Consider the following 17,143-nt stretch of genomic DNA (forward strand, 5'->3'; position numbering starts at 1 on the left):
TACCCGGGGAGCTTTTTTATGCAGAAATAGAGGCAAAAGCTACGAAATGCCGCCCGTGGGATGAGGCAGCTTTTCGACTTTGGCCAGAAGGTATTCAAGATCGGACTTCTCAAGATCAACGCCAAGATCACCATACTGGGTCAGAATTCTTTCCAGAACCCGGCGCTGGTGACGCTCAATATCCCCATCCTCGCCATCAAAGTCTGTTTCGGCAATAACATCAATGGCAGCGCGAACGGCAGGATACATGCTCTCCGGCATACGGCACTTCTGGAAAATACCTTTCAGGCCCAAGGCACCGCTGTCATGGATCAAACGACGTACGTTGACAACAGGAAGGCGGGAACGGGCTGCCATCGCATATTCAAAGAAAACCAAATCACCCATGCAGATGGCACGCACAATAATCGAAGGCGTCAAACGCTTGTGATCCGACATCTGCCGCACCAAACGCTCTACATCGTCTTCCGATGATTCGGACGACAGTGAAATAACCGCACGCTCCCGCGTTTGCATCACCAAGTCAGCAGCTAGGTCCGGGGGCAGTTCATGGCGGTGAAGAATATGCTCCTTCAGTGCCTCCGACACACGGTTCACCAAGCGCTCCGTAACGGTTACCGGCAAATAGGCACGGGTTGCCAATGGCCTATGCACAACTTCATGGTCTCCAAACCGCTCCACAATTTTCAGCATGGACTTCTCGGTCAGCTCGGCACCGGCATTTCCCGCCAACGTGGCTGCCACGTCTGCATCACCCCGGTTCACCAGTTCATCAGCGACATTTGCCTCAACAACCCGGCGCTTGGCTACAGCCTTGAGAACGTCCTGACTTTGCTGACTACGGACAATTTCAACCAGATCTTCGGCGGTCAGTACCTCGGAAAACTGCAACAGGGGCAAGGACACACTGTCTACATCCCGGGCCAATGACAGGGCAACATCACGCGGCACCATCGAATTATCCTTGAGATTCAGCGCGAGGGCTTCACGAACACGCACCTCAGCATCCTGCACCATGATACGAAAAATTTCTTCGGCAATTTCACGCTCGGACTCCGAGAGATCAACCGCATCAAACTGACGGGCAACCTTGGACGCCAGATCCACCCGGATCTCAGGGGACGGCTCCCGCAGCAGGTTTTGTACATCTTCGGCTGTCAGCTGAATATCTGCCATTGCATCCTGCCCATCTGCCTTGTTACGGAGCTGGCCGCACCATATACTGCTTCGCACTTGCACAAAAAGCACAGAGAAATAAAGGGCCTGCCCCTGCTTTTCTTCTTTCTGTATACCACGGGTCAGGGTGGCACTTCTACGTTTCCTGATCAAGACTGATCCATTAAAAAATGCCTTATTTTGTTGACGTTAAACGCAACCCTTTCTATTACCTTGGCAATCAGCTACCATTGGGTTCCTCTTCGGAACAGCTTGAAGTGCCTCTCCCCGAAGAGGTGGGGTGCCCTTGGAATGCTTCAGACCCAATACCCAAGGAAAAAATATGCCCATCGATATTCGGAGCCATATACGATCAATCCCGGACTTTCCCAAACCGGGCATAAACTTCTACGATATATCGACCTTGCTGCGTGATCCCGATGCTTGGCAGGTCACCATGGGGCGGCTGGCCAAAGCTGTCGGGGCTTGGAGGCCGGATGTATTGGCCGGCATTGAATCGCGTGGTTTCCTGACTGCAGCCCCTCTGGCACTAAAGCTGGGATGCGGGTTTGTCATGGTGCGCAAGCGCAACAAGCTACCGGGGCCAACAATCAGTTATTCCTATGATCTGGAGTATGGCACTGACACAATCGAAATACAGGCCGATGCCATACAGCCTGGGCAGCGTGTCGTTGTTCTTGATGATCTCTTGGCTACTGGGGGGACAGCTAACGCCGCCGTGAACCTGCTAAGAAAGGTCGGCGCCGAGGTCGTAGGACTGGCCGCTATCATTGAACTGAATTTTCTCAAGGGGCGAGACAGGCTGGACGTTCCGGTCGCAACGCTGGTCGACTATGACACATAGCCTCTGGGTCGAAGAATAAAAGCCGTTAGTTACTTGGCAGGCTCTGCACCAAGACACGGAACATTGCCTGCCCCTTTTACAACGGCGTAAGCACCACGCTGGTTGGGAACGGGCTTGAACTTGTCCGTGATGCCCAAGACAGTCTCGGCACCGCCCAAGTAAAGAACGCCATCGTCAGACATCAACTTGGCAATGCCTTCAAGGACGCGGCCCTTTGTCGCCTGATCAAAATATATCAAGACGTTACGACAGAAGACGACATCAAAACCTCCCAGCGAACTAAGATCACTCAGAAGGTTGAACTCCCGGAAGTTAACCATTGCCCGTATACCCGCATCAATCTCCCACTGGTCGTCACGCTTGTGGAAGTATTTGACAAGTAGAGTGATGGGCAAGCCACGTTGAACCTCAAACTGGCTGTAAAGGCCTGTCTTTGCCTTTTCCAGGATTTCTTTGGACAAATCTGTGCCAATAATTTCTGTCTTCCATCCTGCCAGCTTTGCTGCCTCTTCCTTCAGAATCATGGCAAGCGAATATGGTTCCTGCCCAGAAGATGCCGCAGCACACCAGATACGGAAGGACTTCTTGGTTGCGCGCGTACGCAGAAGGTTGGGAAGCACAATGTCCTTGAACTGATCAAATGGCTTCTGGTCCCTGAAAAAGAAGGACTCATTTGTTGTCATGGCTTCGGTCACATCAGAAGCCAAGGCTTCATCATTAGCCCGCAGCTTTTCTGTCAGCTCCTCAATCCCCTTGAATCCGCGCTTGCGGGCAATGGGCATCAGCCGGCTTTCCAGCAGATACGACTTATCTGCGTTCAGGACAAGCCCGGAGCGGTCCTTGAGGAGTTTGGCGAGATATTCGAAGTCTTCTGGTTTCATGCTCATGCTCGCCTTGTGGCGAATTTCTGGATGTAGGAACCGATCTCATCAATCGGAAGGACAGCTGAACACATACCTGTCTGTGCCGTTGCGCCCGGCATACCCCAGACAACACTGGAAGCTTCGTCCTGCGCAATGACGGTACCTCCGGCCTCGGCAACCACCTTCCCGCCCTTGGCACCGTCAGCCCCCATACCGGTGAGCACACAGGCCAGAACCTTCTTGCCATACGCCTTGACGATAGAGCGGAACATGGGGTCGACAGCAGGCCGGCAGAAGTTTTCCGGCTCGCCCTGTTCAAGCTGGACGTAGCGCTCTCCACCCTTGCTGTCGATCAACATATGCCAATCACCAGGAGCAATGTAGATCATGCCACCATTTATCTTCTCACCCTGCGTCGCCTCTTTGGCCGCAAGACCGGCAATACGGGTAATATGCTCAGCCAAAATGGCCGTAAATGTTGGTGGCATGTGCTGGGTAATCAGAATGGGCTGTTCCACTCCCCCGGCTGCCTTCAGCGCTGTCAGCACCGTAAATAGAGCCTGTGGCCCCCCGGTCGAGCTACCAATGGCAATAACATCAGGGCGTTCGGTCGATGCCTGGCGCAACTGAATCGGTGCCGTAGGAGACAACAGGCTGACGCGCGGTGCAGCAGCAGGAGCTGCCGTCGCTGGCTTGGCTGCTGCAGGCGCCGCCGGAGATGCAGCCGCAGGGGGCGCCGTACCAGCCCCGAATGTACGCCGAACGCCTGTACCCCGACGCGCCGATGCCCCCAGAACCTTGACCTTGCTAACCAAAAGCTCCTGAAAGTCACCGGCCCCTGTCAGTTCCTTGGAAGAGCTGGGCTTCGGAATATAGTCCGTTGCACCAAGCTCCATGGCTTTCATGCTGATTTCCGCGTTCTTGTGCGTCAGTGTCGATGACATCAGAACACGAATACCAGGCTTCTTTTCAATAATTTTCGGGAGTGCTGTAAGGCCATCCATAACCGGCATTTCGATGTCCAGAACAACAACCTCGACATCGATACGATCCAAGGCCTGCAACGCAGCCTGACCATTACCAACCGACGCAACAACCTTGATTTCCGGATCAGCCTCAAGCATGCGGGTTTCAAGACCACGCACAACCGCAGAGTCGTCAACAACCATCACGAGGTACGGCCCATCACCGCCTGAAGAACCTGCCCCTCCTGTGTCCTGCGCAAAGGCCAAACCCCATCTCCTTCAAAAGTCCCAAGGACACCACGCGTCAGTCAAGAAGACCAACCTGGGAAAATTTGGCCTGCAGGATTTCACTGTCAAATGGCTTCATGATGTACTCGTTGGCACCGGCCTCTATAGCTTCCTGAATGTGGGCTATGTCGTTTTCTGTTGTACAAAAAACAACAACAGGCTTCTGCCCCCCCGGAAGCCGCCGAAGCTCCCTCAGGAAGTCGATACCGCTCATAACCGGCATGTTCCAGTCCAAGAGAATGGCATCAGGAAGCTCCTTGCGACATATGTCCAAGGCACCTTGGCCGTCCTCGGCCTCCAGGGTCGTAAACGACATTTCCTGAAGAATCTTCTTGGCTACCATGCGGATAACCTTGGAGTCATCGACGATCAGACACGATTTCATGCTTCTCCGTGCCCCTCCTTGCAGGGTTCCCTGTCAGCCGGCACCCGCGCCGGATCTTGCACTCTGACAAACCACCATTCCATGGCAGGAAACAACTCTCTGCCCGAATACAGCTTGCCTGTCTTATGCCGCAGCCGCACCAAGAATCTGTCCCAAAGTATTAATCAGGGCATCCCGGTCAAACTTGGCAACATAATCGTCAAATCCTACTTCGCGGCCACGCTCAAGATCACGCTCTGTTGCCCGCGAACTCAGGGCAATCAGTGGAATTGTCGCGAACCGCTCATCCTTGCGCAAGGCCTCCGCAAATTCAAAGCCATTCATGCCCGGCATTTCGATATCCGAAACAACGGCATCAAAGCGTGCACCTGAATTCAGGATAGCCATCGCTTTTTCGGCGCTGTCGACGGTTGTAACATCGTAACCCGACACCGACAGAAGTGGCGTCAAAAGATTGCGGAAGAACGGACTGTCATCAACCAACAACACAGAAGGCCCACCAGCGACACGATCCTGACTGGATGGAAGCTGCGGCTTGCCGAACCAGTCACCAAAGGCCCGTGTCAGATAGTAACCGGTATCGATCACATCTGTTGCACGATCACCGATAATGGCTGTCCCAATGATGCCTTGAGTTTCGGCCTTCAGTTCGACCTTCAGGCGATCCTCGACGATGTCGACAATCTCGTCCACCATCAAGCCCATGGAACGATCGCGATCCGAGAAAACAAGAATAGGCTGGCGCCCTTCTTTCCGGAACTCAATGCCATCGGTAACCGTGACCAATGGCATCAGTTGCCCGCGATACTGCACAACGGGCTTGCCAAAGGAGTATTCGACCTTTTCAAGCTCAATCTCTTCCAACCTGGCAACCAGCGCCAGGGGAACAGCTTTCAATTCGGCTGTTGCTGCGCGGAAGATAAGCAAGCTGGTCATATCATCCACACGGGCACCCTCGTAGGCAGATGCCCCCTCACCACCAGCAGAATTCATCGTTACTTCGCCGGTTGCAGTGGCAATACCGTTCGGATCCAGGATCATGATAACAGACCCGTCCCCAAGGATCGTATTCCCGGAGAACATGGAAATATGGCGGAGGATGGGAGCAACCGGCTTGACGACGATTTCTTCGGTATCAAACACGCGGTCGACAATAATCCCGAAGGTATAGGTCCCGACTTGGGTAACAACAATAAACGTTTCGTTCAGGTCGTTGTCCACATCCGCCAGACGTGCGGCAAGGTCATGGATATCGTCCTGACGCAGCTTGAGTAGATTACCCAGGGAGACAAGAGGCAGCAAACGATCACGCAACCGCAGCACAGGTGCACGGTTGATCTTTTCGATCTTGGTTTCGGAATTCGCTGTCACCCGGACCAGTTCCAGCACACTGATCTGGGGAATGGCAAAACGTTCTGCCGCACATTCCACAATCAGGGCCGAGACGATCGCAAGGGTCAGCGGGATCTTGATGGTAAACGTCGTGCCCTTTCCATAGATGGTCTTGAGCTCGATGGTTCCACCAATCTTTTCGATATTGGTGCGAACCACGTCCATACCAACACCACGGCCCGACACGCTGGTAATCTTCTCGGCCGTAGAGAATCCCGCCTTGAAGATAAACTGCGCAATCTGCTGTTCGTTCATCGAGTCGAGATCGGCTTCGGAAGCCAGGCCATTCGCAATAGCCTTCTCCCGGATACGGTTGATATTCAGCCCGCGACCGTCATCAGAAATCTCGATAATGATGTGCCCACCTTCGTGGAACGCATTCAGCTTGATAATCCCGACTTCGCTCTTCCCGGCGTTACGGCGGCCTTCGGTATCTTCCAACCCATGGTCTGCGGAGTTGCGAACCATGTGGGTCAAAGGATCCTTGATCAGCTCCAGAACCTGGCGGTCGAGTTCGGTTTCAGCACCATACATCTGGAGATCGATCTTCTTGCCGGTTTCAATCCCCAGATCGCGAACAATACGAGGCAATTTTGACCAAGCATTACCGATAGGCTGCATCCTGGTCTTCATCACGCCTTCCTGCAAATCAGACGTAATGTGAGACAACCGCTGCAGCGGAGCTGCAAACTCGCTATCATCGCGGCCACGAATCATCTGCAGAAGTTGGTTACGTGTGAGAACCAGCTCGGAAACCAAGGTCATCAGATTTTCAAGCAGGTCCACGTTGACGCGGATAGACTGTGCCGCAATAGAGTTTTCACCACCGCCACCGCCGCCACCCCCTGCGGGGGCTGCAGGAGCAGCAGCCTTGGCCGACTCCTTCGGCGGCTCTTTTGCTGCTGCGGGAGGCTTGGCGGCTGCAGGCTTCTCAGCCTCAGGTGGGGCAGCAGCAGGCTCTTCGGCAGCCGGGGCAGGCTTGGCAGCCGCAGCTTCCTTCGCACGCTCGGCGGCTAGCTGGGCATCAAGCTCTGCCTGACTGGTTGCTTTCTTGCCTTGGGATACAGCCTGCTGGACCTCAGCCAGCAATTCTGCTGCCACCGGAAATGCTTCTGCTGCTGGAGGTGCTTCAGGGGCAGAAGGAGGCGGTGGGGGAGCCGCAGCAGCCGGAGCACCGCCGCCCGAGGTATTCCCCTCGGCCATGGCGTTCAGCTGGTCGATCAGATCGCGGTCATTCCCTTCGGGTTCTGTCTCGTTGGCTTCCAGATGTCCCAGAAGTTCCTTGATTCGGTCGATAGAGGCCAAAATAAGGGTGACAGCCTCGGCCGTGACAGTCAGCTCACCATCACGGAACTTGCCCAGAACGTTCTCCCCCGAATGGGCCAACGACTCAAGGCGTGGCAATCCAAGGAACCCGCACGTGCCTTTTATGGTGTGAACCAACCGGAAGATATTGGACAAGATGCCCGTATCGTTGGGATTCTGCTCCAGATTCACCAACTCAATATCAAGCGTGGCAAGGCTTTCCGCTGTTTCGGTCAGGAATTCACTGAGCAGGTCGTCCATTGGTATCTCCCCAATGCTCTTCCACGAGAGCGCCGAGAACGAAGCCGTCAAAAACCACCATATCCGGCGGTGCGGCGCACAACGCCCCTCCCTGACCGGATAATCCGGCACCCAGAACGCTTTTGTAACACGGAAAAAACGGGACCAGAAGGGTTCTTGCTGTCCATTGCCACAGCGCCATCAAATGGAAAACCTCAGGATTACAAGAAACATTATTATAAACGCATTGGTGTTGCGCAAAGGGTTATTTCCTGCTTTGAAAAGGCGTGGGACAGGCACCATCCAGCCCGCATGGCAAGCTGATGAAGCAGGATAACCGGGGCATTGCGTGGTCCGGGAACAACGGGCTGCCCAGACAAAAGATGGTCAAGATCCGGGATAAGGGTAACCTGTGTCCCTGTAGCCGCAACCACAACGCCTCTATCGAGGTGCCCTCCCCCGGAACGGACAGAAATGGACCCACCACGAACAAGATGGTCAGCCGTCAGCATGATCATGCAAAGAATCATGCGCCCGACGTGACCCGGGGTAGATGGTCTATCAAAGTCATCACCCCAGAGCAGGGTGATACCGCTTTTTGTTGCCCGGATCCACTCGTCACATAGTGTGGCCAAATCGGCAAGATCGCGCTCTTCTGCCAGCGACATGCCAAAAACCGTACGCAGGAATCGCAGCCGGCTTGAAACCGCATCAGCCGATCCTTTCAGAAGGGCAACTGTTTCACGGGCCAACCGTGGATCATCTTCATCTGCCATAAGCTCCATGCCGGCAACAACAGCCCCGACAGGCCCGGCCAGATCATGACACAGACGCGTACACAACAAGTCCGCAAGATCAGCATCCTGCATCACAATGGCTGACCCCCTGTTCTGGTATGAACCCTTGGATTACCCCAAGAAACGATGGACCATACCACCCCAAAACAACAAGATGAAATACAACAGAAATGGCCCTCCATTCATGCCTTTTTCCGCTTCGTGCAGGCAGATAATGTCCAGAGGCCGGGTAATTCACCCTTGCCGCCAGAAAGGAAAGGTGGCAATCAGCGGCTCATGAAGACCCCTGTACCCGATACTGTTTTTGCACACCTTCCTGTCAGCGCTGTTATTCCGGATTTGCGGGCGGCACTGGAGAAAACAGGACGTGTGGTTCTGCAGGCACCACCCGGGGCCGGAAAAACGACATCCGTACCCTTGGCCCTACTAAATGAGCCTTGGCTTGCCGACAAAAAGATCATCATGCTTGAACCCCGTCGCCTGGCCGCACGGGCCAGTGCCGCCCGCATGGCGGCCATGCTGGGTGAGAAAGCGGGAGAAACCGTCGGCTTCCGCATTCGTCAGAACCGCTGCGTATCAAGCCATACACGGATCGAAGTTGTGACCGAGGGCATTCTGACCCGTATGATCCTGGAAGATCCGGGGTTGACCGGTGTCGGGTTGGTCATCTTTGACGAATTTCATGAACGCTCCCTGCAAGCTGACCTTGGCCTTGCCCTGTGCCTGGACATCTCGGAAGCACTGCGTGAAGACCTGCGTCTTCTCGTCATGTCGGCTACCCTTGACAGTGCGCCGTTGTCTTCCCTTCTTGGCAAGGCCCCCATCATAACATCGGAAGGTCGCACCTTCCCTGTATCCACCCGTTTTCTGCCACCACGGCGCGGGATAAGCACAGAGCACGCCTGCGCTGAAGCCATTCAGACCCTTGTGGAGGAAGAACAGGGATCCATTCTGGCCTTTCTTCCCGGTGAGAAGGAAATACGCCGTACCGCACATATCCTGTTATCAGCAGGCCTTCCCGGCCACATTGATGTACACCCGCTTTATGGAGCCATGCCACCTCACGAGCAAGACCGTGCCCTTGCACCGGCAGGCACAGGACGTCGCAAAATCGTGCTTGCAACGTCGGTTGCAGAAACATCCCTGACCATCGATGGCATACACATTGTGGTGGACTCAGGTCTTTCACGCCGGTCCCGCTTCGATGTCGGCAGCGGAATGGGGCATCTGGTCACCACCCGGGTCAGTACCGCTGAAGCTGCCCAGCGCCAGGGGCGTGCCGGACGACTGGGACCGGGACTGGGGTGCCGCCTGTGGAGCGAAGCGGAAGATCGGGCCTTGGCACCCTTCCCACCGCCAGAAATCACCGAAGCAGACCTGACACCGCTGCGCCTGGATCTTGCCGTCTGGGGAGCACGGGCAGAGCAACTCCGATGGCTGGCTGCTCCCCCTGCTCCAGCCTTGGCCCGTGCCGAAGATCTTCTGCAGGCCATGGGGGCTCTTGATCAGGATGGGCGGATAACACAACACGGAAAGGCAATGGCAGCCTTACCGCTGCACCCGCGCTTGTCCCATATGGTCCTGTCGGCTCAGTCTTTGGGTTTGGGTGGACTGGCCTGCACCATAGCAGCCGTGCTTGCCGAACGGGATCCCGCCCGCGCCTGTCGTAATGCCGATCTACGGCATCGCCTGGAGCTGGTTCAGGGCAAGGCCAAGGACGCATCGGTCGACCACCGCGCCCTGTCGCGTATTCGCGATCTGTCATCCGGGTGGCAAAAAAAACTGGGCCTGCAAGAAGAAACCGGAACAACCAAGTCTGGCCTGGTGGCCGCACTGGCCTTCCCGGACCGGATCGGAAAACAAAGGGCACAAGGCACTTACACACTATCCGGCGGACGAAGCGCGGCACTGCCCCCGGATGACCCACTTGCAGTGCATGATTTCCTGGTTGTCATGGACCTTGATGGCCAAGGTGCCAACGGACGTATTTTCCTGGCCGCACCCCTTGAGCGGCAGGATCTGGAATCCCTGTTTGCTGATTCCATCGAAGAACAGACCATAACATGCTGGGACCCACGAACTGGCAGCGTTCTGTCCCGGGTACAACAGCGCTTGGGTGCACTGGTCCTTGGCGAGAAGGTCAACAACGCCCTTGATTCGCACACAGCGGCACTGGTCATGGCTGAAGGCATCCGTCAAACAGGCCTGCATTGCCTGCCATGGGACAAGCAGAGCCAGCAATTCCGTGCACGAGTCACCTTTCTGGCCCAACAGGACAAGGACAACTGGCCCGATATGACAGATGCAGGACTTCTGGACAGCCTGTCGGACTGGTTCGTCCCGTTTGCAAACGGGCTTACCCGACTGGAGCACCTGAAGCGTCTTGATCTCCTGTCTGCCCTGACAGCCATGTTGTCCTGGACGCAACGCCAGCAGCTGGAACGCGCTGCCCCCTCCCATTTCACGGTTCCGACAGGGGAGCGAATCCCCTTGGACTATACAAGCGGTGAAATACCAGTCTTGTCGGTGCGGATCCAGCAGCTGTTTGGATGCCGCACGCACCCCTCGACAGGAGAAAGCATGATACCTCTGACGGTTCATCTGCTATCTCCGGCCGGGCGGCCATTGCAGATAACCCGTGACCTGCCGGGATTCTGGACCGGGAGCTACCCGGCCATACGGGCAGAAATGCGTGGACGGTATCCCCGCCACCCTTGGCCCGACGATCCCCTGACAGCTACGCCAACCAACCGGGCGAAACCACGTGGAAATACCTGAGAGCCATGATTGATCCTGTTTGGCATACCCGTATCGCGCATGCGCTGGAAGCCCTGAAAGAACAAGGGCGATACCGTTCCCTGTGCACCACAGAGACAGAAAATAGCATGTCCGTGAGACGCCACGGACGCAGCCTTATCAATATGTCATCGAATGACTATCTGGGTCTGTCGCACCATCCTGCCCTGATAGAGGCTGTCTCCCACGCAGTGCAGGAAAGCGGGTGTGGCGCCGGGGCATCACGCCTGATCTGCGGCACCCTACCCTTGCATGACATGCTGGAAGACCAACTGGCCGCGCTGAAGGGAACGGGCTCTGCCCTAGTGACAGGATCAGGGTTCCAGACCAATGCCTCTGTTCTTGCTGCCCTGCTGGATCAGGGCACGACAAAGACCGCTCCGCTTGTTCTGGTGGATCGCCTGGCTCATGCCTCGATCCACGATGGTCTCAAGCTGGCCGGGGTACGTCAGCTGAGGTTTCGTCACAATGACCTGTCTCATCTCTCTGATCTGCTGAAGCAACACAGCCACCAAAGCGAAACACGGATCATCATTACGGAAAGCGTTTTCAGTATGGACGGCGACCGTGCAAACCTGCCGGAACTGGTAAAGCTAGCCCAGGAACATGGTGCTCTTCTATACGTTGACGAAGCACATGCCACAGGCGTTCTGGGGCCGGATGGAGCCGGACTGTGTGCTGACCCCAACGTCAAGGGCAAGGTTGACATTGTGATGGGTACCTTTGGCAAGGCGCTGGGCGGCTATGGGGCGTTTGTTGCAACCTCTCCCCTTCTGCGCGAGTGGCTCATCAACCATTGTAGAGGGTTTATCTATGCAACCGCGCTGCCACCACCGGTTCTGGCCGCAGCACTGGCCGCGCTGAGAATCCTGCCTTCCCTTGAGAACCAGCGCCGCTACCTGCTGGAGATAGGCAACACACTGCGATCAGGGTTGAGACAGATCGGGATTGATACACTGGACTCCGATACCCAGATTATTCCCGCCGTCATTGGCAATGACCACGACACACTGGCCGCAGCAGCCATACTGGAAGAAAAGGGTTTTCTGGTAGTTCCCATCCGTCCACCAACGGTTCCCCCCGGTACAGGACGCCTGCGGATTGCCCTGTCGGCGCTACACACCCGTGACCAGATTGATCGACTGATGGACGCTTTTCAGGCCTTTGCACGGTGCGGCGCATGACACGCATTCTTCTGCTTCATGGCTGGGCCGGCTCTGCTCAAGACTGGAAGGAGGTGCAGGCCAATTTACCGAACAACTTGGATACAGAATGCCCCGACGCAGGGTATTTCGGCCAACAAAAGCCATGGTCCGGACACAGGCCTGACCTTATTGTGGGGTATTCCCTTGGATGCCTGGACGCACTGGATCACCCGGATTTGAACGATATTCCATGGATAGCGGTCAATGGATTCACGCGGTTCTGTGCAGGGGTAGATTTCCCGGAAGGAGTGCCCGCCCGCATTCTCCAGCGCATGCGGAAACGACTGGATGAAGATACAGCATCAACGGTCATAACCTTTCTATCCAGTATCGGGGCTTCCCGTTTCCTAGATAACAGCGCGACCTATAACCACGAAGCCTTGTCTGCCGGGTTGACCCGCCTTCTTGAGGCAGACAGACGCCCGGCACAGCCTGCCCTTGCGCTGGCCGGAGACAGGGATCCTCTTGTATCTGTTGCACACAGCCGGGCATGCTTTGGTGATTCCGCCGCGATCATCCAAGAGGGTGGACACAGGCTGTTACATAGCCACCCACACATTGTTGCCAACGCTATTGTCAGGATCATCCGGTCATGAACACGATCGCCTGGAAACAGAAGGTTGCCCGGCGTTTCAATGATGCAGCAACAACCTATGATGCCGCCGCCGCCATCCAGCGCCACATTGCAACAACCCTTGCTGAAAGCCTGAAGGCTATTAACCTGCCCTCCTGCCCTGTTGTTCTGGAAGTTGGGTGTGGAACCGGTTTCCTGACTGAACAGCTTGCACCGGTCCTTCGCCCTGCCCTTTGGCATGCCACGGATATTGCGCCTTCCATGGTTCAAGCCTGTCTGCGTCGCATGCAGCCCCATGCCATAAACCTGAATGGCCGGTGCATGGATGGGGAATGGCCGAACCTTCCCCCACAATCCGTCGATCTTGTGGTGTCGAACATGACAGCACAGTGGTTCTCTGATTGTCCCGCGGCTTTACGGCGGCTTTACAGTTTATTGCGTCCCGGGGGAATTCTGGCAATGACCCTGCCCGGATCGCAAACATTTGCCGAGTGGAGATCCCTGTGCAGGCAGGCTAGCGTGCAAGCTCCCGCACCCCTGGGGCCAAATCAGGATACATTGGCCATGAACCTGCCCCATGCGCATATCTCCGCACATAGTGTGCCGATGTCCTGTGCAAACCTGTTCGAGTTTCTTGGCCATCTGCGCCATACCGGGGCCCGTACAGCCCCACAACAAGCAGCACCCATGACCGTATCCCAGATGCGTCGCCTGATGCACATAACGCAGGGGCACCCCCTGACCATGACCTATGAAATCCTGACTGTTATATGGAGCCGGCCATGAAGACAACATTCCGCGGCTTTTTTGTCACCGGCACCGATACAGATGTCGGAAAAACTGTTGCCTGTGCCTGCTTGGTCAAGGCAACAGGTGCCCTGTACTGGAAGCCGGTACAATCCGGTACTGATGATCTGCCGGGCGGAGATACAGCAACAGTAGCCAACCTGACAGGCCATCACCCGGATGATTTCCCTGCGCCTGTTTTCTCTTTCAAGGCTGCCCTGTCGCCGGACCAAGCTGCACGGCTTGAGGGGAAGACCGTTGAACCAGCACACCTGGAGAACAGGTTTCCCTCCGAAAGCCCCCTGATCGTTGAGGGTGCCGGCGGCCTGATGGTGCCCTTGACCGATCGGGTCCTGATGATCGATATCATGAAAAGATTGGGGCTACCCGTTATCATCGTCGCCCGGACAGGACTGGGAACCATCAACCATACCCTGCTCAGCCTGGAAGCACTCAAGGCACGCCATATCTCTGTTGCAGGGGTTCTGTTTTGCGGGCCGGACAACCCGGACAACATCAGCACGATCAAGCGGCTTGGACAGGTTCCCGTAATCGGCCATATTCCCGTGCTCTCCCCACTGGACAAGACATCCATCCGGCACGCGGCAGAAACCCTTGACCTTTCGGCCTGGATGTAACAAAGCAGAGCAATGATGATGGATATGGAAACCAGCAGTCTGATTGCCCTGGACCGGGCTCACCTGTGGCATCCCTTCACCCAGGCCATGACAGCCCCGGATGCCATACCCGTACGGTCCGCATCAGGGACCGTTCTGACAACGACGGATGGGCGCCATATCCTGGACCTTATTTCATCGTGGTGGGTCAATCTGCATGGGCATGCACATCCCGCCATAGCCCGTGCCGTGGCAGAGCAAGCCGCCACACTGGAACATGTTATTTTTGCAGGGTTTACACACGAGCCAGCCATACGCCTGGCCAGCCGCCTTGCCGCACTGCTACCAGACCCATTATCCCGTGTCTTCTTCTCTGACAATGGCTCAACGGCCGTAGAAGTCGCGATGAAAATGGCTTTCCAGCATGCGGCCAACAAAGGAGAAAAGCAGCGTACCCGGTTCCTGGCTTTCGAGGGCGGATATCATGGCGACACCGTCGGGGCCATGTCAGCCGGGGCCTCGTCAAACTTCTTCCGGGCCTGGAAACAACTTCTGTTTCCGGTTGATATCATGCCGATTGCCGGCCACGATTCCTCCATGGGTCATGATTTGGTCGAAAATGGGGAAGAGCGTGCCCTAACAGCACTGGAAGCCCACCTTGACCAGCATGGGAAAACAACGGTCGCAGCCCTGATCGAACCTTTGGTTCAAGGAGCCTGCGGCATGCGCATGCACCGCCCGGCCTTTCTGCGTGCTGTCACAGAGCGCCTGCGCCATCACGGTATCATGGTTATCTTTGATGAGGTCATGACAGGTTTCGGACGAACCGGAGATCTGTTTGCGTGCGTAAAGGCAGGGGTTACACCCGATTTCATATGCCTCTCCAAGGGGTTGACCGGTGGCTTTATGCCCCTGTCCGCCACGGTAACCAGTGATTCTGTTTACCAGGCTTTTCTGGACGAGTCCGTAGACCGCGCTTTCCTGCACGGGCACTCTTTTACGGCAAACCCGCTGGGATGTGCTGCAGCCTTGGCATCGCTGGATCTTTTGATAACAGATGCCTGCAAGGATGCGCGCCACCAGATTGAAACATTCCACCGCAGTACATTGGCAGACATTGTGGCTGAAAGCACGTTGACGCGTCGCTTCCGGGTTACCGGGACCATTGCAGCCTTTGATCTGGAATGCGCCGATCCTGGCTATGCATCATCGTTGGCACCGCGATTGAGAGACCTGTTCCTGCAAGCCGGTATGCTCATCCGCCCCTTGGGCAACACGGTCTACCTTCTTCCACCGTACTGCATCACCAATGATCAGATGGAAAAGGTGGCCACATCAGTCAGAGCCGTGCTGCAAACGCTGGAAAAACAGGCACCTGTTCCGGTTGCCTCCTTTGACATGTTCTGAAGGAAATCAGCGCTCGTCCATATTCATCAGGTCCTTGATAATCCCCTCCAGCTTGCCGCTGCGCTGATCCAGCTCCCTAGCCGCTGCCAGTGTAGAGCTTGAGGCTTTGCTGGTGGTGTCAGTTGCGGTACAGACATGCGCAACATTACCGCTAATCTCTGATGTAGCCGCACTCTGCTCTTCGACAGAAGCCGCAATGGCCGCAGAGATCTCTGACAGGTTCTCAACCTGCCCCATCAGATGATGGGCAATGTCTTGGCATGCTTTTGTTGTATCCTTCAAGAGGCCAATACGGTCACCAACAGAAGCCGCAGATTCTGCTGCCTGGTGTGCCAGGGAATGAACCTCTTCGGCAACAACGGCAAATCCCTTGCCCTCGAAACCAGCACGCGACGCCTCTATGGCAGCATTCAATGCCAAGACCTTTGTTTGACCGGCAATTGCAGCAATCATGGAAATAACCGTATCAATCTGTGTCGATGCCTCGTCCATAGCATACACTTGATCCAACATCTGCCGCATCTCTTCCTTGGTTTCATGGCTGATGCGGGCCGCATCACACAAACGGGCACTGATTTCATTGATGGACACGCTGAGCTGCTCCACGGCAGCCATCACAGACGCTGCCTGGTTGGATGTTTCCTCAGCAGCAGCAGCACCTTCTGTCGCCTGAATCTTCAGGTCTGTCGATATAGTATTAACCTTGGAGGCCAGCTCCATAACCATGTTGGCAAGACGCTCTTGCTCGGTGACAAGCGACCACGTTACCATGGTACCGATCACAGCCCCTGCATGATCCTTGACCGGATTGACGCGAAGGTCCATTGCCTCGTCCCCGACGTGGACAACTGCACGGTGCTGCCGGTCACCAAGCTTCTCTATAATCTGCCTTTGATATTCCGGGCGACGGTGGAAGATATCATAGCTCTTCCCGATAACCTCCTCGGCCTTACAGGGCAAAAGGTGTTCTATCTTCTTCAGGGTCTCGCGACTCTTCTTGTTCGTATACGTTATAATGCCATTCTTGTTGCAGAGAATAATGTTCACGGGCATGAGATCCAGCATCTGCAAACGTGCGTTATTTTCTGTTTCCACACGCAGGTGCTCGGTCGCCAACGACCATGTCAGACACACTGCGACATAGCGCCCCTTGCCATCGTAAATGGCTGAAAGCTTCAGTTCCAGCTTGTGCGCCCCCAAAGACACGATAGCCCGGTGCGGAAGATTACCCGGATCTGCAAGCAAGGCACGCTGATGAGCGGGATTTTTATGAAACGCATCAATACTGGTGCCGATCAGGCTGCTGAGAGGAACCGGCAACCATCTCTCCAAGGGAGCAAGAATCTCCATACTACGCTTGTTGGCAAACTGAATAGTCAGGGTTTCACTGTCAGCAATCATGACAGCATCGGGCAGTGCATCCAGTGTTGCACGCGACAGCATCTGGATAAAATCATTGTCATATCTGGAAAAAAACATGACGCCCCCGCCCGATACCCTGTA

Annotated in this window: 14 protein-coding genes; 7 read left to right on the forward strand and 7 right to left on the reverse strand. The window is 55.6% G+C overall.

Features of this window, described 5'->3' with window-relative positions; all coding sequences use genetic code 11:
- Positions 1–39: 39 nt before the first annotated feature.
- Positions 40–1,329 carry a DUF2336 domain-containing protein gene (locus HEQ60_RS05355; protein WP_322099295.1) on the reverse strand — a complete coding sequence of 430 codons (1,290 nt, stop codon included), beginning with the start codon at positions 1,327–1,329 and terminating at the stop codon, positions 40–42.
- Between the two features lie 169 nt (positions 1,330–1,498).
- On the opposite strand from HEQ60_RS05355, the gene HEQ60_RS05360 reads away from it, so the two are divergent.
- Positions 1,499–2,020: an adenine phosphoribosyltransferase gene (locus HEQ60_RS05360; RefSeq protein WP_209315423.1), complete on the forward strand. Its 522-nt coding sequence runs from the start codon at positions 1,499–1,501 to the stop codon at positions 2,018–2,020.
- Between the two features lie 29 nt (positions 2,021–2,049).
- On the opposite strand, the gene HEQ60_RS05365 is transcribed toward HEQ60_RS05360, so the two are convergent.
- From HEQ60_RS05365 to HEQ60_RS05385, 5 genes are all read right to left on the reverse strand, one after another.
- Positions 2,050–2,901: a CheR family methyltransferase gene (locus tag HEQ60_RS05365; RefSeq protein WP_168070419.1), complete on the reverse strand. Its 852-nt coding sequence runs from the start codon at positions 2,899–2,901 to the stop codon at positions 2,050–2,052.
- Positions 2,902–2,903: 2 nt separating this feature from the next.
- Positions 2,904–4,052 carry a protein-glutamate methylesterase/protein-glutamine glutaminase gene (locus HEQ60_RS05370; RefSeq protein ID WP_168070421.1) on the reverse strand — a complete coding sequence of 383 codons (1,149 nt, stop codon included), beginning with the start codon at positions 4,050–4,052 and terminating at the stop codon, positions 2,904–2,906.
- A gap of 100 nt (positions 4,053–4,152) precedes the next feature.
- Complete coding sequence (locus HEQ60_RS05375; protein WP_066136106.1) at positions 4,153–4,521, reverse strand: response regulator; 369 nt, start codon at positions 4,519–4,521, stop codon at positions 4,153–4,155.
- 123 nt (positions 4,522–4,644) lie between these two features.
- Complete coding sequence (locus HEQ60_RS05380) at positions 4,645–7,479, reverse strand: chemotaxis protein CheW (RefSeq protein ID WP_168070276.1); 2,835 nt, start codon at positions 7,477–7,479, stop codon at positions 4,645–4,647.
- Positions 7,480–7,694: 215 nt separating this feature from the next.
- Positions 7,695–8,327: a histidine phosphotransferase family protein gene (locus HEQ60_RS05385; protein ID WP_245183785.1), complete on the reverse strand. Its 633-nt coding sequence runs from the start codon at positions 8,325–8,327 to the stop codon at positions 7,695–7,697.
- A gap of 204 nt (positions 8,328–8,531) precedes the next feature.
- Here HEQ60_RS05385 and hrpB point away from each other — a divergent pair, with 204 nt between their 5' ends.
- From hrpB to HEQ60_RS05415, 6 genes are read left to right on the forward strand one after another with little or no spacing between them, the layout of a single operon-like run.
- Positions 8,532–11,033 (forward strand): ATP-dependent helicase HrpB, encoded by a 2,502-nt coding sequence (hrpB, locus tag HEQ60_RS05390; protein WP_168070280.1) that lies wholly within the window; start codon positions 8,532–8,534, stop codon positions 11,031–11,033.
- 5 nt (positions 11,034–11,038) lie between these two features.
- Positions 11,039–12,235, forward strand: coding sequence for an 8-amino-7-oxononanoate synthase (bioF, locus tag HEQ60_RS05395; RefSeq protein WP_168070282.1), 1,197 nt, complete (start codon positions 11,039–11,041; stop codon positions 12,233–12,235).
- Positions 12,232–12,852, forward strand: coding sequence for an alpha/beta fold hydrolase (locus HEQ60_RS05400; protein ID WP_168070284.1), 621 nt, complete (start codon positions 12,232–12,234; stop codon positions 12,850–12,852). The genes bioF and HEQ60_RS05400 overlap by 4 nt, the downstream gene beginning before the upstream one ends.
- A complete protein-coding gene (locus HEQ60_RS05405) occupies positions 12,849–13,616 on the forward strand; it encodes a methyltransferase domain-containing protein (protein WP_168070286.1) in 768 nt (255 codons plus the stop codon). Before HEQ60_RS05400 ends, HEQ60_RS05405 begins: the two co-directional genes overlap by 4 nt.
- Positions 13,613–14,254: a dethiobiotin synthase gene (bioD, locus tag HEQ60_RS05410; protein WP_168070288.1), complete on the forward strand. Its 642-nt coding sequence runs from the start codon at positions 13,613–13,615 to the stop codon at positions 14,252–14,254. The genes HEQ60_RS05405 and bioD overlap by 4 nt, the downstream gene beginning before the upstream one ends.
- A gap of 24 nt (positions 14,255–14,278) precedes the next feature.
- A complete protein-coding gene (locus HEQ60_RS05415; RefSeq protein ID WP_168070290.1) occupies positions 14,279–15,640 on the forward strand; it encodes an adenosylmethionine--8-amino-7-oxononanoate transaminase in 1,362 nt (453 codons plus the stop codon).
- Positions 15,641–15,646: 6 nt separating this feature from the next.
- Here the strand turns inward: HEQ60_RS05415 and HEQ60_RS05420 are convergent, their stop codons facing one another.
- The gene (locus tag HEQ60_RS05420) at positions 15,647–17,119 is read right to left on the reverse strand and encodes a methyl-accepting chemotaxis protein (RefSeq protein ID WP_168070292.1); all 1,473 of its coding nucleotides are present in this window, start codon (positions 17,117–17,119) and stop codon (positions 15,647–15,649) included.
- Positions 17,120–17,143: the final 24 nt, after the last annotated feature.

The sequence above is a fragment of the Haematospirillum sp. H1815 genome (genome assembly GCF_012102705.1).
GTDB lineage: Bacteria > Pseudomonadota > Alphaproteobacteria > Rhodospirillales > Rhodospirillaceae > Haematospirillum.

Excerpts from the sequence above, each read along its gene's own strand:
- HEQ60_RS05360 (WP_209315423.1), top strand. The coding sequence starts at position 1,499 with ATGCCCATCGATATTCGGAGCCATATACGATCAATCCCGGACTTTCCC.
- HEQ60_RS05365 (WP_168070419.1), bottom strand. The coding sequence starts at position 2,901 with ATGAAACCAGAAGACTTCGAATATCTCGCCAAACTCCTCAAGGACCGC.
- HEQ60_RS05370 (WP_168070421.1), bottom strand. The coding sequence starts at position 4,052 with ATGGTTGTTGACGACTCTGCGGTTGTGCGTGGTCTTGAAACCCGCATG.
- HEQ60_RS05375 (WP_066136106.1), bottom strand. The coding sequence starts at position 4,521 with ATGAAATCGTGTCTGATCGTCGATGACTCCAAGGTTATCCGCATGGTA.
- HEQ60_RS05380 (WP_168070276.1), bottom strand. The coding sequence starts at position 7,479 with ATGGACGACCTGCTCAGTGAATTCCTGACCGAAACAGCGGAAAGCCTT.
- HEQ60_RS05385 (WP_245183785.1), bottom strand. The coding sequence starts at position 8,327 with ATGCAGGATGCTGATCTTGCGGACTTGTTGTGTACGCGTCTGTGTCAT.
- hrpB (WP_168070280.1), top strand. The coding sequence starts at position 8,532 with ATGAAGACCCCTGTACCCGATACTGTTTTTGCACACCTTCCTGTCAGC.
- bioF (WP_168070282.1), top strand. The coding sequence starts at position 11,039 with ATGATTGATCCTGTTTGGCATACCCGTATCGCGCATGCGCTGGAAGCC.
- HEQ60_RS05400 (WP_168070284.1), top strand. The coding sequence starts at position 12,232 with ATGACACGCATTCTTCTGCTTCATGGCTGGGCCGGCTCTGCTCAAGAC.
- HEQ60_RS05405 (WP_168070286.1), top strand. The coding sequence starts at position 12,849 with ATGAACACGATCGCCTGGAAACAGAAGGTTGCCCGGCGTTTCAATGAT.
- bioD (WP_168070288.1), top strand. The coding sequence starts at position 13,613 with ATGAAGACAACATTCCGCGGCTTTTTTGTCACCGGCACCGATACAGAT.
- HEQ60_RS05415 (WP_168070290.1), top strand. The coding sequence starts at position 14,279 with ATGGAAACCAGCAGTCTGATTGCCCTGGACCGGGCTCACCTGTGGCAT.
- HEQ60_RS05420 (WP_168070292.1), bottom strand. The coding sequence starts at position 17,119 with ATGTTTTTTTCCAGATATGACAATGATTTTATCCAGATGCTGTCGCGT.